Raw genomic sequence first — 21,873 nt, 5'->3', positions numbered from 1 at the left:
GCATGAAAATCCTGATTCTCCACCGAGTCCCCTACCCTCGCATCGACTACCACCGTGGCATCGACCACGAACGGCATGACGTCACGTACCTGGGTAAACAATCGGCGATCGACACCCTGCCGCCAGAGCTGCGCTGCACGCGCGTGGTCCGGCCGGGGCTGAGCAACGCCTGTGACGAAACCCTGGCGTGGCTGGCGCAGCATCCGCAGACCTTCGACCGGGTCATTTCGATGTCCGAGTACGAACTGCTCGATGCGGCGCGATTGCGCGAAACCCTGAGCATTCAGGGGGCCTCGCTCAAGGCGGTCACGCTGGCTCGTAACAAACTGGAAATGAAGGCCGCGGTGCAGGCACGCCGGTTGCGTGTACCGCGCTTCATGGCGCTGGAGCGCTACCTGGCTCTGCAAGGGCGAGTGCCATGGACCAGCGCCACCGTGCTCAAACCGCACAGTGGCGCATCGAGCATGGACGTCAGCATCCACTCACAACCGGCGCAGGCCTTCGATGAAATCCGCCACAAGATCAGTGAACTGGCGCTGCCCATCGAAGACTTCCAGGTCGAAGAATTCATCAGCGGCCCGATCCGTCATTTCGACGGACTGGTACTCAATGGGCGCATCCTGACCCTGCTCTCCAGCGAATACGTCGGCACCTGCCTGGACTATATGGAGCGCGGCAGTGCGCTGGGTTCCTGGCATCTGCCGACCACCGAGGCCATGCACGCCTGGGTGGGCGCAGCGTTGCAGGCTGTACAGATCGACAACGGCGCCTTCCACCTGGAAGCGATCATGGATGGCGACGAACCGGTGTTCCTCGAAGTCGGCAACCGGGTCGGCGGTGCAGATGTGGTTGCAACCTATGAATTGGCGACCGGCATTCATCTGCCGTCGCTGGAATTGCGCATCCACGTCGATGGCGAACTGGATATTGCGCCGTTCGCCGCACAGCCGCCGGACCTCGGTTTCGGTTGGTTCGTGTTCCCTGGCCACACCCATGCACAACGCATCTATCAGGGCCTCAACGGCGCCGAGGAACTGCGAGCAAGCCCGCACATCGTGCAGTGGAACGAACTGCCGACAGGCTCGCTGCTGCCAGAGCACGTGACGTATTCGGCGTTCGAAGCGCCGTTGGCCGGCATCGTCAAGACCGCCGAGCCGCAACAGACCCGCGCGCTGCTGCAAACGCTGTTTTCCCGGGTGAGCCTCGCCCATGACCTGACGTCCGTTGCGTGACGTCGCCTTTGACCTTCAAGGCCATTCATCCATGAAACCACTGCACGTAGTGTTGGCTGTATTGATCACGGCGATCTGGGGTGTGAATTTCTCAGTCATCAAACTGGGGCTCGCCACCGTCGACCCGTTCATTCTGGCGGGTATCCGCTTCAGTCTCTGTGCGTTACCGGCGATCTTTTTCATCCGCAAGCCCGATGTGCCATGGCGCTACATCATCGGCTACGGCCTGGTGTTCGGCATCGGCCTGTGGGGCGTGGTCAATCTTGGCATCAAGGCCGGTCTGTCCGCAGGCATCGCTTCGCTGGTCCTGCAATTCAGCGCCTTCTTCACCATTCTGCTCGGCGGCTGGGTGTTCAAGGAAGCGCTGACCCGCTTCCAGATTCTGGGCATGCTGATCGCACTGGCGGGGCTGTTATGCATCATCAAGATCAGCGACGGTTCGGTGAGTGTGCCCGGGGTGTTGCTGGTGCTGGTGGGCGCCGCTTCGTGGAGCGTGGCCAACGTCATCAACAAGAAGGCCAGCACCAAGGATGTCTTTGGCTTCCTGGTGTGGTCGAGTGCCTTTGCACCGATCCCGCTGTTCGCCCTCGACTACGCGGTCAACGGCAGCGCCGGCTACACCGCGTTCGTCCAACAGGTGGACACGACCGCCGTACTGTCGATCCTCTTTCAGGTGTACCCGAACACACTGTTCGCCTACTGGATCTGGAACTCGCTGCTCAAGACCTACCCGGTTTCCACGGTGGCGCCGCTGTCATTGCTGGTGCCGATCTTCGGAATGCTCGGCTCGGTGGTGGTGTTCAACGAAAGCGTGCCGGCGAGCAAGATCCTCGCGGTGGTGTTCATTGTCCTCGGGCTGGCTGTCGGCCTCTATGGCCAGCGTATTTTCAATGCTATGTTCGCGCGTCCTGCGCGCAGTTCACTATGAATCGACAGGGAATCGGTATGAGTCTGGGAAGACGTGATTTTATGGGCGCCACTGTCGGGGCGTCCCTGATTGGAGGCAGCATGATTGCAGGGTTGGCAAGCGCGCAGGCGGCTCAGGCACCGGCGCACAATGACACCACCACGCCGTTCGATCCGGCCGACTGGGCGTCGGTTCGCGCGCAGTTCAAGCTGTCGCCGCAGTTCGTGCACATTTCCAATTTTTTTCTGGCCTCCAACCCCAAACCCGTGCGCGAAGCCATGGCCCGCCACCGCCAGGCGTTCGATGAGAACCCCTACACCTACCTGGAAGACAACATGTTCGCCAGGCCCGACGACATGGTCTGGCGCAAGGTTTGCGCCGCAGCTGCCGAATACACCGGCGGTCGCGCCGAGGACATCGCGCTGACCACCAGCACCACCCAGGGCCTGGCAATGATCTACAACGGTCTGAAGCTTGAGCCCGAACAGGAAATCCTCACCACCCACCACGAGTGGTATACCCACGACGAGGCCATGCGCCTCGCCGTCGTCAAATGGGGCGGCAGCATTCGCCGCATCGATCTGTATGAGGGCCCCGAGGATGTCAGCGTCGACGCCATCGTCGCACGCATCGAAACCGCCATCAGACCGACCACGCGAATCCTCGCCATGACCTGGGTGCATTCCGGTACCGGCGTGCGTTTGCCGGTCAAGGAAATCGGGGCGCTGGTGGCGCGGCTCAATCAGAATCGCTCCGAGGCGGACCGGATCATCTATGTGATCGACGGTGTGCACGGTTTCGGTTGCTCCGAAGCCCAGGTGGCCAGCCTCGGCTGTGATTTTTTCAGCGCCGGCACCCACAAGTGGATCCTCGGCCCGCATGGTACGGGGCTGGTCTGGGCGCGCGAAGGCCAATGGGCGCAGATCGTCCCGACCATCCCCACCATCATGGCCGCCGAGCCCGGCAATGCCTGGCGTGAGCTGCGCGATCCGCAAGGCGAAACGCAGGCAGCCTGGGTCAGCCCGGGCGGGTTCCTGGCATTTGAAAACCAATGGGGCGTGATCGAGGCGTTCGAATTCATCAAGAAAATCGGACGCAAGCGCATCGCTGATCGTGTGGCCGAACTCAACGGGCAACTCAAAGAAGGTCTGGCCGCACTGCCCAATGTGTACTTGCACACGCCGCGCGCCGCTGAGTTTTCCGCAGGCATCGTCTGCTGTGACGTCAAGGGTTCGACGCCCAAGGAAATCGTGGCGAAATTGAAGGCGCACAACATCATCGCCAGCGCCACCCCCTACCGGCATTCAACGGTGCGATTCTCGGCCGGCATCATCAACACTGCGCGGGACATCGACAGGACCCTCGAGGTCATGCGCACGCTGGTCTGACCCCGGCCCGAACAGCCATCACCCTGGCAGCCCGCCACCCGGGCGCCGGGGCTGACCTCGGCCATCCATCCAAGCATCGTGTGTGCCCAAGGGCAAGGATCGATCTAATGAGTGAACAACAAAGTACCTCGAAGGAACTGGCGGTTTTCCTGTTCTGCTCGACGGTTTATCGACTGTTTTCCGGTGCACTGCTGGTATCGCTGACCTGGACCATTCTCAAACAGAACGATGACGATTACCTGCCGTTGGCGCTGGCGATTTTCTGCTCGTTCATACCGGCCTTCATCACACCGGTGATGATCAAACGCTTGTCACGCCGCATGGACGGTCGCCAGATGAGTGCCTGGTTCGTCTTGTGCCTGACCGGACTGGCGTTGATCTCTGGCCTGTCGCGCAATGTCACGGTCGGCCTGCTGGTCACCAACCTGTTCGTCTGGCTGATGATCATGTCGCTGGAGGCCAGTCTGGACATGTGGTTTACCCAGTTGCAACGAGGCATGGATCAAACCACGGTGCGGCGGATCAGCGGCGCGACCACGGCGACGAGCCAGGCCGCGCTGATGGTCGGGCCGTTGCTGGCCGCAGGTCTGATGCCGATATTGAACGGGATGGGTTTTTCGCTGGTGCTCGGCGCCGGCTTCCTGCTGGTCGCGGGCGTTTGTCATAGCCGTCGCAGCCTGCCGGTGGCGGTTCAGGAGGCCGGCAAGGTCGTGGCGCCGGCGCGTTTGCCGTTAACCCTGTTTGTGCCAATGGTGCTGATCTGGCCCATTCTCGGCGCCTTCAATTTCATGCTGCCGGTGTACGTGTCGAATCATGGCTGGTCGCTGTTCGAACTCGGCGTGCTCGACGCCGTATTTGGCCTGGGCATGGCCCTGATCGGCGTGCTGGTGATCATTGCCAATACCGGACGGAACCTGCTCGCCTACCTCTGCGCGTTGATCGCTCTGGCCGTTATTTCCACTTCGATGTGGTGGCTGATGTCTGACACGCTGCTGCTCAAGGCGCTGAGCCTGCTGATTCTCGGCATGGCATTCGGCGGTGCACGAGTCCACATCCGCGTGGCGATCGCCTATCGCTACAGCGAAGCCGCCGTGGGCCTGTACGTGAGCAAAGCCAACGCGCTGGCCACGCCGGTGCTGCTGCTGATACTCAGCCTGCAACTGGCGATCATCGAAAACGCCTGGCTGTTGCCGTTCCTGTTGGTGTCATTGACGGTGGCCCTGTTGCTGCAAACTTCGGCCACTCGCTTTGCGCGAGGACAGGCGCCGGTGGAGGCAGTCAGCGTCTGAGCATTGCGCAGAGCGTCGTTCAGACGATCGCTTGAAGAAAAAACCGGCTGATTACGCCGGTTTTTTTTCGTCGCGGCAAAATGTCCTGCCAATACGCTCGGCGAGTTGCAGGCGCGTTCTGCACAAATGTTCTAAACGCCTCAAGCCATTGCGCGGTATTTTATCCAGCCGTACTTCGCCAATCCGAACCCTGGAGCCTTCGTGGATAAACGCAACTGGATCGAACTGTCCCAGGATGTCGACACCGGGATCGAATCGATTCGCGCTCATTTTGAAGGGCATGCCTACGACCCGCACTGGCACGACAGTTTTCTGGTCGGCGTCACCGAGCAAGGCGTGCAGCAATTCAATTGCCGGCGCAGGCGCCATCGCAGTACGCCGGGCCAGGTGTTTCTGCTCGAACCGGGGGAAATTCATGACGGCCATGCGCCGACCGAGGACGGTTTCACCTATTCGATGCTGTACCTCGATCCGCACTGGCTCGAGCGCGAAGTGCATGCGCTTTACGAAGACGCACCGTCGAACAGTCAGCCGGGATTTGCCGACACGCTGAGCCAGGACCCGCGTCTCGCCACCGCGATTGTTCAGGCCTTTCATGCGCTGCACGACGGCGATTTGCGCATCGTCCGCCAAACCGCCATCGACGGGCTGCTGGGCTCGTTGACTCGCCACCTCGACTGGCGCAAGCGTCAGCCGATTGATCCACGCTTGCCGCTGGTAGCGCAGGTCGCGCGGGATTATCTGCACGCGCATGCCTTTGAAGACATTGGTCTGGATGATCTGGCGAAGATCTGCGGGGTCGACCGGTTTCGCCTGAGCCGCGCGTTCAAGGCTGCTTTTGGCTTGGCCCCGCACGCCTATCTGATCCAGTTGCGCCTGGCCAAGGCGCGGCAGTTGCTGGCGCGCGGCGAGACGCCGGCCGAGGTTGCCTGTGTGCTGGGGTTTGCCGATCAGAGTCACCTGGGCCGCTGGTTCCGACGCGCCTACCAGTTGACCCCGGCAGACTACCGCAAGCGCTGCTCAAACCTTCCAGACTGAGGCGCGCCGACTGGCGATCATGCAGGCCTGTTTCAACTTTCAGGATCTGCGCATCATGGCCTCATTACTGCCCTTTCTGCTGTTCGCTTTCGTGGCTTCGATCACGCCCGGCCCGACCAATATTCTGGTGCTGAGCCACAGTTCCCGGCAGGGCCTGCTTGCCACCCTGCCGATCATCTTCGGCGCCTGCACTGCGGCGGCGCTGATTGTGCTGGTGGTGGGCCTGGGCGCTGGCGAAACGCTGTTGCGCTATCCGCTGGTGCAACACGCCATGGCCTGGGGCGGCGTGCTCTGGCTGAGCTGGCTGGCCTGGCAGATCTTCCGCAGCCCGCCGCCGTCGCTGGACCCCGCTCAGCAACAATCCCCAGGCATCAGCGTCTTCGGCGCGGCGCTGTTGCAACTGGTCAATCCGAAGGTATGGATGATGGCCGTGGCGGTGGTCAGTGTGTTCGTCGGCGGAGGCGACAAGACCTTGCGCCTGCTGGTGTTGTCACTGGCCTTTCTGTTGGTCTCGCTGCCGTGCATGACCTTCTGGGCGCTGCTCGGGGTGGGCAGCACGCGGTTGTTCGGCTCCGCACGGGCGTACCGGCGCATGAATGCCGCGCTGGCGCTTTTGCTGCTGATTTCGGCGTGGCTGGCGGTGTTGCTGTGAGTTCTAATTGCCTGTCGCCTGCCGATACTCGCGTGGGGTGAACCCGGTCGAGGCCTTGAACTGGCGGGTGAAGGCGCTGTGATCGGTGTAGCCACATTGCAGCGCCACGTCAGTGATCGGCAGGTCGCTGTGCAGCAAGCGGTGCGCGTGTTCCAGGCGTATTTTCTGGATCATCTGCCGCGGCGTCAGATGGAACACGCGTTTGCAGTAGCGCTCCAGTTGCGCCACCGAGATGCCGGCGATGCGCGTGAGTTCGCCCAGCGTCACCCGGCGATTGAAGTTGGCACGAATGTGTTCGTCGACCGCCGCCAGCCGCTCGAACGCCGGGTGGGTTTCGCTGGCTGATTGCAGGTCCACGGAAATCCCGACCAGGCCGATGATTTCTCCGCCACGGTTGTACAGCGGCTGTTTGTGCGTCAGGCACCAGCCCGGCTCGCGGCTGCCATACAGATGCAGTTCGAGCTGATCCTGCAGCACAAACCCTTCCTCCAGCACTTTGCGATCCTGCTCGGTGTAACCCGGCCCCAGTTGCGCCGGGAACACCTGCGCACTGGTCTTGCCGAGCAACGGACGCAAATCCCTCAAGCCGCAGCGCTGCACCAGCGTGCGATTGGCGAGGACATATCGGGCCTGCAGATCCTTGATGAAAATCGCCGCGTTGGGGATCACGTCGAGCATCGGTAACAGCAGCGCGGCGCTCGCCACCAGTTCTTCGAGGGTCTGCGGGCGCTGGCCGTTGCCGCCCTGCGCCAGGATCGAAAGCGCGCTGTGCATCAAAGAGTGTCCTCGGTTCGTGGATCGGCCAGGTGCCCGATCTGCGGCGGTCGCGTGCAGATTGCAACATCGCCCGAAGCCTGTCGAGCGTGGCGTTCCAGCAGCGCCATTGTGCTGAATTCGTCATCGATGCCGCGCTAAAACATCAATCGCTGCTGCGTCGATGAGTGCAGAGTCAGGCCGGAAAGTGAAGTCGCTGTCTCCAGCGCCAGCGTGAGTCCTCGGCGCCTACTGAAATCATCTACGGGACATGCCCATGAAACGATTGCACGTGATCGACTCGCACACCGGCGGCGAACCTACCCGGTTGATAATGGACGGCTTCCCCGCCCTGCCCGGCGCGACCATCGCCGAACAACGCGATGCCCTGCGCAGCCAGCATGATCAGTGGCGCCGCGCCTGCCTGCTGGAGCCGCGCGGCAACGACGTACTGGTCGGCGCGCTGTATTGCCCGCCGGTCTCGGCGGAGGCCACCTGCGGGGTGATCTTCTTCAACAACGCCGGTTATCTGGGCATGTGCGGCCACGGCACCATCGGCCTGATCAACTCGTTGCAGTACCTGGGCAAGATCCAGCCCGGCGAACACAGGATCGACACGCCGGTAGGCCCGGTCAGCGCCACCCTGCACGAGGATGGCAGCGTGACCGTCGGCAACGTGCCCGCCTATCGCTACCGCAAGCAGGTGGCGGTAGACGTGCCGGGTTTTGGCCAGGTATCCGGCGACATCGCTTATGGCGGCAACTGGTTCTTCCTGGTCTCCGAGCACGGCCAGACCTTGACCATGGACCACGTCGACCACCTCACCACCTACACCTGGGCCATGCTCAAAGCCCTTGAAGATCAGGGCATTTACGGTGAGGACGGCGCGGTCATCGATCACATCGAACTGTTCGCCGATGACGCCAACGCCGACAGCCGCAACTTCGTCATGTGCCCCGGCAAAGCCTATGACCGCTCACCGTGCGGCACCGGTACCAGCGCCAAACTCGCCTGCCTGGCTGCCGACGACAAATTGCAGCCCGGGGCGCTCTGGGTGCAGGCGAGCATCACCGGCAGCCAGTTCGAAGGCCGCTTCGAATGGGCAGGCGAGCGCATTCGCCCGTTCATCACCGGCCGCGCCTACATGACCGCCGACAGCACCCTGCTGATCGACGAACAGGATCCGTTCGCGTGGGGCATCTGAGCCGCCACGCTGGTTTTTCACCTTACTTCGAATGCTGTGCCAAGGAGTCATGACAATGAGCGACAACATCTTCACCGGTTGCATGCCGGCCCTGATGACCCCGTGCACCGCCCAGCGCACCCCGGACTTCGACGCGCTGGTGGCCAAGGGTCGCGAACTGGTCGACATCGGCATGAGCGCGGTGGTCTATTGCGGTTCGATGGGCGACTGGCCGCTGCTCACCGAAGCCGAGCGTCAGGAAGGCGTGGCGCGGCTGGTCGCGGCCGGCGTGCCGACGATTGTCGGCACCGGCGCGGTGAATTCCCGGGAGGCGATATCCCATGCCGCGCACGCCGCCAAAGTCGGCGCGCAAGGCCTGATGGTGATTCCGCGAGTGCTGTCGCGTGGGGCTTCTGCGGCGGCGCAAAAGGCGCATTTCTCGGCGATTCTGCAAGCCGCGCCGAACCTGCCGGCGGTGATTTACAACAGCCCCTACTACGGCTTCGCCACCCGCGCCGAGCTGTTCTTCGAACTCCGTCGCGAGCACCCGAACCTTATCGGCTTCAAGGAGTTCGGCGGCGCCGCCGACCTGCGTTACGCCGCCGAAAACATCACCTCCAAGGACGATGACGTGACCCTGATGGTCGGCGTCGACACCCAAGTGGTGCACGGTTTCGTCAACTGCAACGCCACCGGCGCGATCACCGGCATCGGCAACGCCCTGCCGCGCGAAGTGCTGCAACTGGTGGCGCTGAGCAAGCAAGCGGCCAAGGGCGACGCCAGGGCGCGGCGCCAGGCGCGGGAGCTGGAGTCGGCGCTGGCGGTGTTGTCGTCGTTCGATGAGGGCTGCGATCTGGTCCTGTATTACAAGCATTTGATGGTGCTCAACGGCGACAAGGAATACACCCTGCACTTCAACGAAACCGACGCCTTGAGCGACTCGCAACGGCGTTACGCCGAGCAGCAATATGCGCTGTTCCGTCACTGGTATGAAAACTGGTTGGCGGAACAGGACTTCGCCTGAGTCACGCACTTGCACCTGCCGTGCAGCCCGAGGTTGCCGGCAGTTCCTCCTCTTTTTCTCAGGAACACACCATGGCAAATAACCCCGCGCACGACATCGCCGTGGTCGGTGCCGGCATTATTGGCGTTGCCTGCGCGCTGCGTCTGGCCCGTCAGGGTTTGCGCGTGGTCGTGATCGATCAGCAGCCCCACGGCCATGGCGCTTCGTTCGGCAATGCCGGGCATCTGGCGACCGAGCAGGTTTTTCCCATCGCCGACGTGTCGATCCTCAAACGCCTGCCGGGCATGCTGCTCGATCCGATGGGGCCGTTGCGCCTGGACTGGCGCTACCTGCCGCGCGCGCTGCCGTGGTTCACTCGGTTGTTGCTGAATCTGCGTGCGCAGCCGTTCGAGAATACGGTCGCCGGTTTGCGCGCATTGAACGGAAGCAGCCTTGGGGCGTGGCAACGTTTGCTCGGCGATATTCAGCGCAGCGATTTGCTTAAAGTCGACGGTTCATTGCTGGTGTACGAGCGCGGCGAATCACGGCAGGCAATCGAGGCGTTGCAGCAAAGGTTGCACCAGCAACAAGTGCCGGTGGATGCCTGGCAGGCCGACGCCATTCGCGACACCGCGCCTCAGCTGAGCGAACGGATTCAGGGCGGCTTGTTCTTCCCAAGCACCGGGCATTTCATCGATCCCTACCGCGTAGTGACCGCGTTGGTCGATGCGGCCAAGGCTGGCGGCATGAGTTTTTTGCAGCAGCGGGTGGCGGGTGGTCAGGTGCAGGACAACGGCGTTTGTCTGCACACCGACAACGGGCCAATCAGCGCCCGCCGCGTGCTGATCGCCTGCGGCGCCCATTCGGCGCCACTCACCGCCGCCCTCACCGGCAAAAAGGTCCCGCTGGACACCGAGCGCGGTTATCACCTGATGCTACCCCACGAAACCGGTCGACTGCCCTTCCCCGTCACCTCGCTGGAGCGCAAGTTCATCATGACGCCGATGACCGAAGGCCTGCGCCTGGCGGGCACGGTGGAATTCGCCGGCCTGCATAAACCGGCCAATATGCAACGCGCCTGGCAATTGCACCGTTTGAGCCAAGGCCTGTTTCGCGAGGATTTGAGCACTGCAGCGGCAACGCCGTGGATGGGATTTCGCCCTTCGCTGCCGGACTCGCTGCCCATCATCGATCAGGTCTGCGAGGGCAAGGTATTGCTCGCGTTCGGTCACCAGCACCTGGGCCTGACCCAGGCAGCAGTCACCGCCGAAATGCTGGTGCAGATGGCGTTCCCGGCTTCAAATCCGGCGCCTGATTTGCCGAAGGGAGATCGTTACCGATTGGCGCGTTTCTGATTGAGCGCGTCAGTTAACGCGCTTGAGCGCCTCGCCGTGGTGCATGGCCAAGTGACCGGTCTTGTCACTCTTGACCTCGTACTGCGGCGAGTCCTTCGACGCCGGCCGATGGCGGCCCATGAACTCGGTATCGCGGGTGTGCACCTTGACCACCGTGCCATGAATCTCCCCGGCCTCGGAGTTCCAGCGCACCGCATCGCCGACTTTGAATGAAGCGCTCATGTCGATTTCCTCATGTGTCATGGTTGTGCTGTGGATCTTCTGTCACCGGAGAAAATTCAACAAAGCGTGTTTCCACGGCTGAGCCGACCACCGGCACGCGGAAAAATCGAACGGCATGATTTCCCTGCACCTCCAACCTGTACGCCGATAAAACAGCGCACAACGCGAGGTGTGAAATGACCAACGACCCAAACCTGCAAGGCGCAACCGTTCAGGACGATCCGCTTCCGACCACCCCGGATCCGTTGAGCCCGGGCCGCACCGAAGTCGATCCGATGAAGGATCGCGGCATCGATGAACTCCCTGACAACGAGGGCGAAATTCCGCTGGACGATGACAGCACCGGTCTCGACCCGGAACGGGTGCGCAGGGAAACCGACAATGCGGAGATGGATGATCAACCTAACCCGCGTTGAGCCGGCGTGGCAGCGCTGTGGTTAGGCAGCGCTGCCACGAAGCGAGCGATCCTGACGACTAGTCGTAAAACGCCTCAACCGCCACCCGGCTACCGACAAAAAAACTGTCCGCCACCAGGCGCAACGGCTGCACGTCCAGATCACGGGCCTTTGTGCCGATCAACTGCTGGAAGTGTCGATAGACGGCGGCGTATTCGCCCTCTTCCGACACCGTCTGCCGCACGCCATCGATGCTCAGCAGCGCGCCGCCGTTATCGAGGCGCAACACGCCCTCGGCGCAGCGCACTTCGATGCTCCAGAGTTCGTCATGACTATGGTCGAAGTCGAATTCGGCGCGCACATCGAGGTGGTTCGCGTCAGACATTTTGATCGAGGCGGCAATCGGCGACTGGCAGTTGCTCGGCACGCGCAACTCGGCGGCTTCGACAAACAGTGGCAGCGCCAGCAGGTGGGTGACGATCGACAAGGCGTTGATGCCCGGGTCGAATACGCCGAGGCCGCCGGGTTGCCAGATCCACGTCTGGCCGGGGTGCCATTTGCGCACGTCTTCTTTCCAGTCGATCTGCACGCTTTGCAGGGTGCGCGAGGCAAGCCAGTCACGAGCGGCTTCGATGCCAGGGGCGTAGCGCGAATGCCAGGCAAACAAGGCACTGACGCCTTGCGCCTGCGCCTGATCGACCAAAGCCAAAGCCTCGCCCAAGGTGGCGCAGGGCGGCTTTTCGACCAGCACGTGTTTGCCCGCGGCCAAGGCCTCCTGAACCAGTGCAAAGCGACCTTGCGGCGGTGTACAGAACGCGATCGCATCCACCGCCGGGCCGTTGGCCAGCAGCTCGGTCAACGATTGGAAATTCTCGACCCCGGCGCAGGGTTTGCCCTGGGTGGCGACCGAAACCAGCTGGAATCCGGGATTGGCGGTGATCGCCGGTACGTGTTGATCCTGGGCAATCTTGCCGTAGCCCACCAGACCGAGACGGATTGGTTGCATCAATGACTCCGCTTTTGTTTTGTTTTAGTCAGCTGACGCGTTTGAGTCAGCGCGTCGGCAGATTACCTGCAAATCACTTGAGCGTCTGTCGGCGCAACGTCACAAATTCACAAGGTCTGTGGTACCTCGCAGGATCAGGCAAGCATCGCACAGGATTGCACCATGACCGGATACGCCAGACCCGCAAGAATAACCTCACGATAAACCGATGGAGGACGTTCCCATGCTTGTACACGCTTACGGTGCCCACGCCGGCGACCAACCCCTTGAGCCGCTGCAGATCAAGCGCCGCGCGCCGGCCGCCCACGACGTACAGATCGACATCGCCTTCTGTGGCATCTGCCACTCCGACCTGCATCAGGTGCGCGCCGAATGGGCCGGTACGCAATTCCCTTGCGTACCGGGCCATGAAATTGTCGGCCGGGTTTCGGCGGTGGGTGCGCATGTTGCAGACTTCAAGGTCGGTGATCTGGTCGGCGTCGGCTGCATTGTCGACAGCTGCAAACATTGCGACGACTGTGAAAGCGGTCTGGAAAACTACTGCGACGGCATGGTCGGCACCTACAACTTCCCGACCCCGGATGAGCCGGGCTGGACGCTGGGTGGTTACTCGCAAAACATCGTCGTGCACGAGCGCTATGTCCTGCGCATCCGTCATCCCGAGGCACAACTGGCGGCCGTCGCGCCACTGCTGTGCGCGGGCATCACCACCTACTCGCCGCTGCGTCACTGGAACGCCGGGCCGGGCAAGAAAGTCGGTGTCGTCGGCATCGGCGGGCTGGGGCACATGGGTATCAAACTGGCGCACGCGATGGGCGCGCATATCGTCGCCTTCACCACCTCGGAATCCAAGCGCGACGCGGCGAAAGCCTTGGGCGCCGATGAAGTGGTGGTGTCGCGCAACGCCGAAGAAATGGCCGCGCATGCCAAGAGCTTCGATTTGATCCTCAACACCGTCGCCGCACCCCACGATCTCGATGCGTTTCTGGTGCTGCTCAAGCGTGACGGCGCCCTGACGCTGGTCGGCGCGCCCGCCTCGCCGCACCCGTCGCCCAACGTGTTCAACCTGATCACCAAGCGCCGCACCATCGCCGGTTCGATGATCGGCGGGATTGCCGAGACTCAGGAAATGCTCGATTTCTGTGCTGAGCGCGGCATCGTTTCGGACATCGAACTGATCGGCGCCGAGCAGATCAACGACGCCTACGAGCGCATGCTCAAGGGCGACGTGAAATATCGCTTCGTGATCGACAACGCAACCCTGGCCGGCTAACCCCGCGCGCCCATCTCCAGCCTGGCGCTGGCGATGGGCGCAACGATTCTGTCGGCGCGATTTGACAGCTCAAGCGCGGCTCGCCAGAGTCGCACCCCTTTGCCTGCCGTCGAGCCGCAGGCTGGTGTTGAAAGGGGTTGCCGTTGAACGAACAGACTTTGTCCCTGCGCCTTGAGCGCGTGGCTGCACACGTGCCGGTCGGTGCGCGGCTGGCCGATATCGGCTCGGATCACGCTTATCTGCCGGTCGCCTTGCTGCGCCGCGGCCTGATCAGCGCAGCGGTGGCGGGCGAAGTGGCGTTGACGCCGTTCCGGGCGGCGCAACGCACGGTGCGTGAAAACGATCTGCGGGCGCACATCAGCGTGCGGCAGGCCAATGGTCTGGCGGCGATCAAACCGGACGATGGCATCACAGCCGTCAGCATTTGCGGCATGGGCGGCGAGACGATCCGCGACATCCTCGAAGCGGGCAAGGCCCACCTCAGCGGCCGCGAACGCCTGATCCTGCAACCCAATGGCGGCGAACAGCCTTTGCGTGAATGGCTGATGGAGCACGATTACCGCATCCTCAGCGAAGAAGTGCTGCATGAAAACCGTTTCGACTACGAAATCATCGTGGCCGAGCGCGACGGCCCGGTGAGCTACACCGACCAGCAACTGTACTTCGGCCCAGTGCAGATGCAGACGCGCAGCCCGGCCTTCATCCGCAAATGGCAGCATCGACTACGCCTCAAGCAGAAAACCCTGACCCGCCTCGCCCAGGCGCGACAGACCGTGCCGCAGGAAAAGCTTCAAGCCCTCGCGCAACAGACGCGCTGGATCGAGGAACTGCTCGCCTGAAATTCTCCCCCCTCGAACCGTGATCAGCACGCTTCGATTAGATACACCGCATCACAAATGAAGTACCGCAAGCCCCATTTATCAATTCAACCCTGCCCCCTAAAGTTCACTCCAACAGCGGCCCTTCACTCCGACGGGCCAGCGACTGGAGATAGCTCACATGCCTTTCATCAGCGTTCGTATCACCCGCGACGGCGTCACCCGCGAGCAGAAAGCCCAGGTCATCCAGGAAATCACCGAGACCATGACCCGCGTGCTGAAAAAGGATCCGCACCTGACCCACATCGTCATCGAAGAAGTCGACACCGATAACTGGGGCTACGCCGGCATCAGCACCACCGAGTACCGCAAGCAACTGGCGGATTCGCAGTCATGAGCCGCACGGTAAAAATAGATTTCGTTTCGGATGTCGTCTGCCCCTGGTGCGCCCTTGGCGCCACCGCGCTGGAACAGGCGATCAGCAATCTGGCCGGTGAAGTCGAGGTGCAACTGACTTACAAACCGTTCGAACTGAACCCGGACATGCCCGCCGAAGGCGAGCACGCCATTGCCCACATGATGTGCAAATACGGGCGCAGCGCCGAGCAAGTGGCGGACCGCAACGCGATGATCATCGAACGTGGCGCGCAGATCGGTTTTCACTTCGACCTGGAAAAACGCAGCCACTTTCACAACACCTTCGATGCCCATCGCCTGCTGTTCTGGGCCGTAACACAAGGGCTGCAACGGCCACTGAAACGCGCGCTGCTCAAGGCGTACTTCAGCGACGGCCAGAACCCGGATGAGCACGCCACGCTGGTCACTCTGGCTGGCGCCGTCGGCCTCGACAGCCAGCGAGCGCAGGCCGTGCTGGCGAACGGGGAATTTGCCACGGAAGTGCGTGAACTCGAACGGTTCTACCAACTGCGCGGCATCGATTCGGTTCCGGCCATGGTCATCGACGACCAACAGCTCATCGCCGGTTCGCAGTCCGTCGCTTATTACGAGCAAGCGTTACGCCAGGCCGCGCAGGTTCCGGCGCACGCCTGAGATTTCGCAAGTCGTTAACCAATCCATTCAGATTGCATAGAGGAAACATCATGAACACCTCCAACAAAGTTGTGGTTATCACTGGCGCCTCGCAAGGCATTGGCGCAGGTCTGGTCAAAAGCTTCCGCGAGCGCGGTTACAAAGTGGTCGCGACCTCGCGTTCGATCCAGCCTTCGACAGACCCGGATATTCTCGCCGTCGCCGGTGACATCGCCGACCCGCAAACCGCCGAGCGGGTGATTCGTGAAGCCGTCGCCCGCTTCGGCCGGATCGACACGCTGGTCAACAACGCCGGGATCTTCGTCGCCAAGCCGTTCACCGAGTACAGCCACGCCGACTACGCCCAGGTCGTGGCGACCAACATGAGCGGCTTCTTCTACATCTCACAATTGGCAATCGCCGAAATGCAGAAGAACGCCAGCGGCCACATCGTCAGCGTCACCACCAGCCTGGTCGACCACGCGATTGACGGCGTGCCGTCGGTCCTCGCTTCGCTGACCAAGGGTGGCATCAACGCAGCGACCAAATCCCTGGCTATCGAGTACGCCAAACGTGGCATTCGGGTCAACGCGGTGTCGCCTGGCATCATCAAAACGCCGATGCACGGCGAAGAGACCCACGCGGCCCTTGGCAGTCTGCATCCGGTCGGCCATATGGGCGAGATCGATGACATCGTCCAGGCGATTCTGTACCTCGACACCGCGAACTTCGTCACTGGTGAAATCCTCCATGTCGACGGCGGCCAAAGCGCTGGCCACTGATCGCTCCCCGCTTCCCCGCCGGTGTGTACCGGCGGTGCTGCTTCGTGAGATAACACCGAGGATCACATGTCAGGCAAACCTCGGTGTACCCACATGAAGCGCCATTTTGATGACCTGCAACTGGGCAGTATCGAGCTGTTCTGCCTCGCCGCCGAGGCCGGCAGCTTCACCGCCGCCGCGCAACTGGCCGGGGTCACCCCCGCGGCTGTCAGCCGGTCGATTCTGCGTCTGGAACAACGTTTGGGTTCACGCCTGTTTGCCCGCACCACCCGGAGCATTCGCCTGACCGAAGCCGGGCGAAACTTCTTCCTCCAGTGCAGCCAGGCCCTGACCCAACTGGTCGAGGCACAGCAGGAAGTGATGGGCGCGCAGACCACGCCGTCGGGTCTGTTGCGCATCAGCCTGCCGACCACTTACGGCCACCACCGTATCCTGCCGCTGCTGCCAAAATTCCGTGCGCTGTATCCGCAGGTCAGCGTCGATATCCACCTGGGCAACCGCAACATCGACTTCGTCGGCGAAGGCTACGACCTGGCGATCCGCGTCCGCGCCCAGCCCGACTCGAGCATGATCGCGCGTCTGCTCGAAGACGCGAAACTGGTGGTGGTTGCCTCTCCCGATTACCTGGACAAGGCCGGCACACCGCACACCCTCGAAGACCTGGTGCAACATGACTGCATTCAGTTCGAGCTGCCAAGCAGCGGTCGGCGCATCTCCTGGCTGTTTCAGGAAAACGGTGAGGACCGCGAAGTCATGTCCGACGGCGGCTATTCCTGTTCCGACGACGTACTCGGCGGCGTTACCCTGGCCAAGCACGGCGCCGGGGTGTTCCAGACCTACAAGTTCATCGTCGAAAAAGAGCTGGCCGACGGCAGCCTGATCGAGGTGTTGCAGCCCTACGCCGGGCGTTCACGGCCCTACACCCTGCTCTACCCGCACGGCCGCTATGTGCCGCAGCGGGTGCGCGCGTTTGTGGATTTTCTGTTGCAGTATCGCGAAGCGTGGGCGAGCGCCTAGGTGGGTGAATTGAATTGCGATACCGATTCACGGGCGCAGATCAGCCCGCCCCCGGTCCGATCAACATGCTTTCGATCTCGGCACCGGGCATCATTTGCTGGAGGCCTTCGATGAGTTTGTCGCCGGCTTCGGTCAGTGCTTCCAGCGGCATCTCGGGCAAGCTTTCGAGGATGAACCACATCTGCTGCGCCTGGGCATCGAGGCGGGTTCTGACGCCCTGGCGCCAGTTCCAGCGGCGGCAGGTCACGCCTTGATCGTCGCGCCAGACCACCTCACCGGCGTCAGGGAATTCATGGGCCGGGGCGCCTTCCTTCATGGTGTCGAACGGTTCGCTGCCGTCGGCCACCACCAGGCGTGGCGCGCCGACGTAGGCCTGGGCATTTTCGCCACCGACCGGGATCGCGTAGGCCAGGCTGATGGCGTTGTAGAGATCAACCACCGGGTCGATGCTCGGCAGGCTGCCGTCGCGCAGCACGCGTTTGCGCAGTGCTTCGGCCGAACACGGCGTACGTTGCGGCTTGGCGCCGAAGCGGCGGAACACCTCGGCCCACGCCTGCAGATGCGCCGCCGCCCACTCCGGACCGCCCGAGGTCACCGTCTGACAGGCGTTGGCCAGCGCTTCGCCGGCAATCAGCGGGCGGGTAATCGGCGCCGCTTGCACGACAATACTCAACGCTCTGAAGCCCGGCGCCAGTTGCGCAACAGCCGGATCGATTGACGGCACGACAGACAGCATCCCAGAATCCCCTTAAATCTGAATTTCAACCGATGCTAGCGACCAATGACCAAAAAAGTCAATATATCGACCGAGGCCGGCGCCGACGTCCAGAGCGTAAGCGAAGCCGTAGCGCGCACTCTCAAGCAGGCCCGAAAACAGCAGAACATGACCCTCGACGAACTGTCGCGCCGCGCCGGCGTGAGCAAGGGCATGGTGGTCGAAATCGAGAAATGCGCCGCCAACCCGAGCATCGCGATTCTGTGCAAGATCGCCGCTGCGCTGGGGCTTTCCGTGGCGGACTTCGTCAACGTCGCCGACACACCCGCGGCGCATTTGATCGACAGTCAGGACATTCCCACGTTATGGCACGGCGAGCTCGGTGGATCGGCGCGCTTGCTGGCCGGCACCAGCGGGCCGAACATGCTCGAATTGTGGCGCTGGGAGATGTTCCCCGGCGAAAGCTACAGCTCTCCCGGCCACCCGCACGGCACCACCGAACTGTTTCACGTCGAGAAAGGCACGCTGCGGCTCAAGGTTGGCGAGGTTGAACTGATCATCGGCCCGGGTTGCTCGGCTGTGGCCAGGACCGATGTGCCGCATGAGTATGCCAATCAGGGGAAATCGAAGCTGGTGTTTACGATGTCGGTGACGGAGATTCATCAGGCGGTTCGGGGAGTGTAAGCGGCTTGTTAGCCCGGCGTGATTTGTGTGGGGTTGCCTGAATCGAGCCCCCTCACCCCAGCCCTCTCCCCACAGGGGGCGAGGGGGAAAGGGAGCCGATCCTTGTCGCTTTCGAGGTTTGAGTTCTACGCAGAGCGCTCAGGTCGATGCACGTCTCATATCCCACGCGATCAGTCCCCTCTCCCCCCGGGCGGTCCGACGTTTCGGGAGGGTTAGGGTGAGGGGCTTTTGAGCTGCAACACTCCCTCAACTGTCTACGCCTGCGTTTGCGCTGTTATTGCGGCTTGGGATGTTCCTGCGAAACCGAGTTCGTCGCGTCGACATCCGCCATGTCTTCATCAACCGGTGCTTCGTCATCGGCCGGCAGCGGCACCTCGGGTTTTTTGCGCGGGGAATCTTGCCCGGCCTCGTTGTCGGTCGGGCGTGTTGCGCCTTGCTGCGACTGATTGCCCGGTGCGTTTTCGTCAATGTTCATGTCTGCTCTCCGTAGTGATTCACAGGGGTTAGAACTGAGAAAAGCCCAGGCCGGGCAAGTGCCCAACGCTGGACGAACGGTGCATCGCCGGGCAGGCAGCCGTCCGCTCAGTCCGATGGAACCGCTGTTTGCTGTGGGTTTTCCAATGCACAACCCTCCACGGAGAATCCGCACATGGACACTCTGGTCTCGACCCTCATGGAGTACGCCGAACCGCTGCCGAATGTTGGCAGTGACGCCTTTGCCGACCTCTTCGACCGCTACGCCGATGCCCAGGTGGTGCTGATCGGTGAAGCCAGCCACGGCACTCACGAATTCTACGAAGCACGCGCGGCGATCACCCGGCATCTGATTGCCCATCATGGTTTCACCATTGTCGCGGTCGAGGCTGACTGGCCGGACGCCGATCAGATTGATCGCTGCGTGCGCGGCCGAGGCCAAGGGGCCTGGCACGACGCGGCGTTCTCACGCTTCCCGACGTGGATGTGGCGCAACACCGATGTGCAGGCGTTTACCCGCTGGTTGCAGCAATACAACCAGGCGCAACCAGCAGAGCAGCGTGTGGAGTTTCGCGGACTCGACGTGTACAGCCTGCGCAGTTCGATTCGCGAGGTGCTGGGTTATCTGCAAGACACCGACCCGGCCATGGCCCGCGAAGCACAACAGCGCTACGCCTGCCTGAATCCCTGGCACGATGATCCGGCGCTCTACGGGCATTTCACAGAAGTGGGCGGCATGGCCACTTGCGAACGCGCCGTGCTCGAACAACTTCAGGCCCTGTTGAATGAACGTCTGAGTCTGATGAAAAACGACGGCGAAGCGCTGTTCAACGCCACCCAGAACGCCCGCGTCGTGCACGCCGCCGAACAATATTATCGAGCGATGTATCGCGGCAGCCGCGAATCGTGGAACCTGCGCGACCGGCACATGTTCGAGACCCTCCAAGCGTTGCGCATGCGCCACGCGCACGAGGCGAAAGTGGTCGTCTGGGCGCACAATTCGCACATCGGCGATGCCCGCGCCACGCAAATGGGCGACAGCGGCCAACTGACCCTCGGCCAGCTGTGCCGGCAAGCCTTCGGCAAAGACGCGGTGCTGATCGGCATGGGCACCGATCAGGGCAGCGTGGCTGCTGCCGACGACTGGGACGCGCCGATGCAGATCAAAAATGTGCTTCCCGCCCTGCCGCGCAGTTGGGAGCGCGCCTGTGTCGAGGCCGGTTGCCCGCAGGCGTTATATGACTGGCGCGCGGCAGATCGCGCCGAGTTGCGCGAAGCCCTCACGCGGCGCCTGCTCGAACGCGCGATCGGGGTGATCTACCGCCCGCAGACCGAACGCCAAAGCCACTACTTCGACGCCACCCTCAGTGAGCAATTCGATGCGTATTTATGGTGCGCGCAGACCACGGCGATTACACCGCTGTCGAGCCCGGAGTCATCGAGTCATGAAGAGGACACATTTCCGTTTGGGGTGTGAACCGTATCGGTACAGCGACATAAAAACTGAGTGGCGGCTGGCTTGCCAGAGAGTCGTTTGTATGACTTTTTACCGATTTTGTTCTGTCCGTGGACAAATGCCGAAAGCTCTCGCTGCAACCTCCGTTTCGTCCTACAGCCAGCGTGAATGGATAGTTCTATGGTGAAGCCTTGTTCAATCGAAAGAACAGCGAGGCGAAAATGCATAGAGACATCTTTTCCAAATGGGCTGAAAGCGCCGAGGGATTGGCAGCGCCAAATTATTCTGGCTATATTTGTCCAGAATATTGGAGTGAACTGATGATCATCGTTCCGCTGGCCGAAGCTAAAAACAACCTATCCAAACTTGTCGATGATGCCGCCGCTGGACAAGTCATCACGATTGCCAAGCATGGCCGGGCGATGGCTCGCCTCGTTCCTGCGGGAAAACCGACCGCAAAGCGTATTGGTGCAATGAAGGGCAAACTGTTGCTGCCTGCAGATTTCGACTCACCATTGCCCGATGACATGCTGGATGCATTCGAAGGCACTCAGACATGAGGCTACTGCTTGATACACATATTCTGCTCTGGACGCTCAGTGATGACGCCAAATTGTCTGGTAAAGCCAGAAAGCTGATTGAAAACGCTGCCGATATCTACATCAGTGCCGCCACTTTTTGGGAAATGGCTATCAAGGTCGGGCTCGGTAAATTGGATGTTGATCTGGATGACGTCCGCCAACATTGCCTTGATAGCGGGTTTATCGAATTGCCGGTGACCACGGAACACGCCATAGCTGTGAAGGATCTTGAACACCATCATCGGGATCCGTTTGATCGCATTATCGTTGCCACAGCCATGACCGAACCGATGAGGTTGCTTACGGCCGATCCGTTGGTCGCTCGATATTCTGATCTGGTGGTTCTGGTTTAACCCGATGCGTGGCTTTCTTGCAATCGCGCTTCGTAATTCAAAATCCATATTGAATGTCGGGCCGCCATCGCTTGCAGGCAAGCTCCTACAATTTGTTCGTGGTTCTTCAATTGAAATGCGGTCCACTGTGGGAGCGGTGTGTTTAAGGTGGCAACGACAAAAGCCCGCTTTCAAAGCGGGCTTTGTTGTACAGCGATACCGATTACTTCTGCTGCGCCGTCAGCGCCGAGTAGCTGTTCATCAGGTTGCGGTAGTTGGGAATACGCTG

Annotated in this window: 25 protein-coding genes; 20 read left to right on the top strand and 5 right to left on the bottom strand. The window is 61.7% G+C overall.

The window, feature by feature from the left end:
* The first annotated feature begins 2 nt into the window (after positions 1–2).
* The 6 genes from ACYYKW_RS17585 (at position 3) to ACYYKW_RS17560 (ending at position 6,506) form a co-directional block, all read left to right on the top strand.
* Complete coding sequence (locus ACYYKW_RS17585; RefSeq protein WP_464990670.1) at positions 3–1,232, top strand: ATP-grasp domain-containing protein; 1,230 nt, start codon at positions 3–5, stop codon at positions 1,230–1,232.
* 31 nt (positions 1,233–1,263) lie between these two features.
* Entirely contained in the window at positions 1,264–2,160 is an 897-nt protein-coding gene (locus ACYYKW_RS17580; RefSeq protein WP_093101032.1) for an EamA family transporter, read from the top strand.
* Positions 2,161–2,240: 80 nt separating this feature from the next.
* Positions 2,241–3,527, top strand: coding sequence for an aminotransferase class V-fold PLP-dependent enzyme (locus tag ACYYKW_RS17575; RefSeq protein ID WP_464990669.1), 1,287 nt, complete (start codon positions 2,241–2,243; stop codon positions 3,525–3,527).
* A gap of 107 nt (positions 3,528–3,634) precedes the next feature.
* A complete protein-coding gene (locus tag ACYYKW_RS17570) occupies positions 3,635–4,816 on the top strand; it encodes an MFS transporter (protein WP_464990668.1) in 1,182 nt (393 codons plus the stop codon).
* A gap of 201 nt (positions 4,817–5,017) precedes the next feature.
* A complete protein-coding gene (locus ACYYKW_RS17565) occupies positions 5,018–5,854 on the top strand; it encodes an AraC family transcriptional regulator (protein ID WP_090283981.1) in 837 nt (278 codons plus the stop codon).
* A 55-nt stretch (positions 5,855–5,909) separates the two neighbouring features.
* The gene (locus ACYYKW_RS17560) at positions 5,910–6,506 is read left to right on the top strand and encodes a LysE family translocator (protein ID WP_464990667.1); all 597 of its coding nucleotides are present in this window, start codon (positions 5,910–5,912) and stop codon (positions 6,504–6,506) included.
* Between the two features lie 3 nt (positions 6,507–6,509).
* Here ACYYKW_RS17560 and ACYYKW_RS17555 read toward each other — a convergent pair whose 3' ends face one another.
* Positions 6,510–7,280, bottom strand: coding sequence for a PAS domain-containing protein (locus ACYYKW_RS17555; protein WP_464990666.1), 771 nt, complete (start codon positions 7,278–7,280; stop codon positions 6,510–6,512).
* Between the two features lie 256 nt (positions 7,281–7,536).
* On the opposite strand from ACYYKW_RS17555, the gene ACYYKW_RS17550 reads away from it, so the two are divergent.
* The 3 genes from ACYYKW_RS17550 to ACYYKW_RS17540 all read left to right on the top strand — a co-directional run bounded on the left by ACYYKW_RS17550 (position 7,537) and on the right by ACYYKW_RS17540 (position 10,800).
* Positions 7,537–8,463, top strand: a complete 927-nt coding sequence (locus tag ACYYKW_RS17550) for a 4-hydroxyproline epimerase (RefSeq protein ID WP_464990665.1) — start codon at positions 7,537–7,539, stop codon at positions 8,461–8,463.
* A 55-nt stretch (positions 8,464–8,518) separates the two neighbouring features.
* On the top strand, positions 8,519–9,466 hold the full coding sequence (locus ACYYKW_RS17545) for a dihydrodipicolinate synthase family protein (protein WP_464990664.1): 948 nt from the start codon (positions 8,519–8,521) through the stop codon (positions 9,464–9,466).
* 71 nt (positions 9,467–9,537) lie between these two features.
* Positions 9,538–10,800, top strand: coding sequence for an NAD(P)/FAD-dependent oxidoreductase (locus tag ACYYKW_RS17540; RefSeq protein ID WP_464990663.1), 1,263 nt, complete (start codon positions 9,538–9,540; stop codon positions 10,798–10,800).
* 9 nt (positions 10,801–10,809) lie between these two features.
* On the opposite strand, the gene ACYYKW_RS17535 is transcribed toward ACYYKW_RS17540, so the two are convergent.
* Positions 10,810–11,022, bottom strand: a complete 213-nt coding sequence (locus ACYYKW_RS17535) for a hypervirulence associated TUDOR domain-containing protein (protein WP_093101011.1) — start codon at positions 11,020–11,022, stop codon at positions 10,810–10,812.
* A 176-nt stretch (positions 11,023–11,198) separates the two neighbouring features.
* Between ACYYKW_RS17535 and ACYYKW_RS17530 the strand changes: the two genes are divergently transcribed.
* Positions 11,199–11,438 (top strand): hypothetical protein, encoded by a 240-nt coding sequence (locus ACYYKW_RS17530; RefSeq protein WP_336355591.1) that lies wholly within the window; start codon positions 11,199–11,201, stop codon positions 11,436–11,438.
* 58 nt (positions 11,439–11,496) lie between these two features.
* Here the strand turns inward: ACYYKW_RS17530 and ACYYKW_RS17525 are convergent, their stop codons facing one another.
* Positions 11,497–12,423: a Gfo/Idh/MocA family protein gene (locus tag ACYYKW_RS17525; RefSeq protein ID WP_464990662.1), complete on the bottom strand. Its 927-nt coding sequence runs from the start codon at positions 12,421–12,423 to the stop codon at positions 11,497–11,499.
* A gap of 223 nt (positions 12,424–12,646) precedes the next feature.
* On the opposite strand from ACYYKW_RS17525, the gene ACYYKW_RS17520 reads away from it, so the two are divergent.
* The 6 genes from ACYYKW_RS17520 (at position 12,647) to ACYYKW_RS17495 (ending at position 17,342) form a co-directional block, all read left to right on the top strand.
* The gene (locus ACYYKW_RS17520) at positions 12,647–13,696 is read left to right on the top strand and encodes an NAD(P)-dependent alcohol dehydrogenase (RefSeq protein WP_464990661.1); all 1,050 of its coding nucleotides are present in this window, start codon (positions 12,647–12,649) and stop codon (positions 13,694–13,696) included.
* Positions 13,697–13,839: 143 nt separating this feature from the next.
* Positions 13,840–14,535 carry a tRNA (adenine(22)-N(1))-methyltransferase gene (locus ACYYKW_RS17515; RefSeq protein WP_464990660.1) on the top strand — a complete coding sequence of 232 codons (696 nt, stop codon included), beginning with the start codon at positions 13,840–13,842 and terminating at the stop codon, positions 14,533–14,535.
* Between the two features lie 160 nt (positions 14,536–14,695).
* A complete protein-coding gene (locus ACYYKW_RS17510; protein WP_093101002.1) occupies positions 14,696–14,911 on the top strand; it encodes a tautomerase family protein in 216 nt (71 codons plus the stop codon).
* Entirely contained in the window at positions 14,908–15,564 is a 657-nt protein-coding gene (locus ACYYKW_RS17505) for a DsbA family oxidoreductase (protein ID WP_464990659.1), read from the top strand. Before ACYYKW_RS17510 ends, ACYYKW_RS17505 begins: the two co-directional genes overlap by 4 nt.
* A 50-nt stretch (positions 15,565–15,614) precedes the next feature.
* Positions 15,615–16,325 (top strand): SDR family NAD(P)-dependent oxidoreductase, encoded by a 711-nt coding sequence (locus ACYYKW_RS17500; protein WP_464990658.1) that lies wholly within the window; start codon positions 15,615–15,617, stop codon positions 16,323–16,325.
* Positions 16,326–16,418: 93 nt separating this feature from the next.
* A complete protein-coding gene (locus tag ACYYKW_RS17495) occupies positions 16,419–17,342 on the top strand; it encodes a LysR family transcriptional regulator (protein ID WP_090284007.1) in 924 nt (307 codons plus the stop codon).
* A gap of 40 nt (positions 17,343–17,382) precedes the next feature.
* Here the strand turns inward: ACYYKW_RS17495 and ACYYKW_RS17490 are convergent, their stop codons facing one another.
* Complete coding sequence (locus ACYYKW_RS17490; protein ID WP_464990657.1) at positions 17,383–18,078, bottom strand: B3/B4 domain-containing protein; 696 nt, start codon at positions 18,076–18,078, stop codon at positions 17,383–17,385.
* Positions 18,079–18,123: 45 nt separating this feature from the next.
* Between ACYYKW_RS17490 and ACYYKW_RS17485 the strand changes: the two genes are divergently transcribed.
* Positions 18,124–18,741, top strand: coding sequence for a helix-turn-helix domain-containing protein (locus ACYYKW_RS17485; RefSeq protein WP_093100987.1), 618 nt, complete (start codon positions 18,124–18,126; stop codon positions 18,739–18,741).
* A 274-nt stretch (positions 18,742–19,015) separates the two neighbouring features.
* Here the strand turns inward: ACYYKW_RS17485 and ACYYKW_RS17480 are convergent, their stop codons facing one another.
* Positions 19,016–19,216, bottom strand: a complete 201-nt coding sequence (locus tag ACYYKW_RS17480) for a hypothetical protein (protein WP_336355583.1) — start codon at positions 19,214–19,216, stop codon at positions 19,016–19,018.
* Positions 19,217–19,390: 174 nt separating this feature from the next.
* Here ACYYKW_RS17480 and ACYYKW_RS17475 point away from each other — a divergent pair, with 174 nt between their 5' ends.
* From ACYYKW_RS17475 to ACYYKW_RS17465, 3 genes are all read left to right on the top strand, one after another.
* Positions 19,391–20,692, top strand: coding sequence for an erythromycin esterase family protein (locus ACYYKW_RS17475; RefSeq protein WP_464990656.1), 1,302 nt, complete (start codon positions 19,391–19,393; stop codon positions 20,690–20,692).
* 200 nt (positions 20,693–20,892) lie between these two features.
* A complete protein-coding gene (locus ACYYKW_RS17470; RefSeq protein WP_464990696.1) occupies positions 20,893–21,231 on the top strand; it encodes a type II toxin-antitoxin system Phd/YefM family antitoxin in 339 nt (112 codons plus the stop codon).
* The gene (locus tag ACYYKW_RS17465; RefSeq protein WP_203418420.1) at positions 21,228–21,605 is read left to right on the top strand and encodes a type II toxin-antitoxin system VapC family toxin; all 378 of its coding nucleotides are present in this window, start codon (positions 21,228–21,230) and stop codon (positions 21,603–21,605) included. Before ACYYKW_RS17470 ends, ACYYKW_RS17465 begins: the two co-directional genes overlap by 4 nt.
* Positions 21,606–21,873 lie beyond the last annotated feature (268 nt).

The sequence above is a fragment of the Pseudomonas sp. 15C genome (genome assembly GCF_055484735.1).
This window is presented reverse-complemented; position numbering and strand designations above follow the sequence as displayed.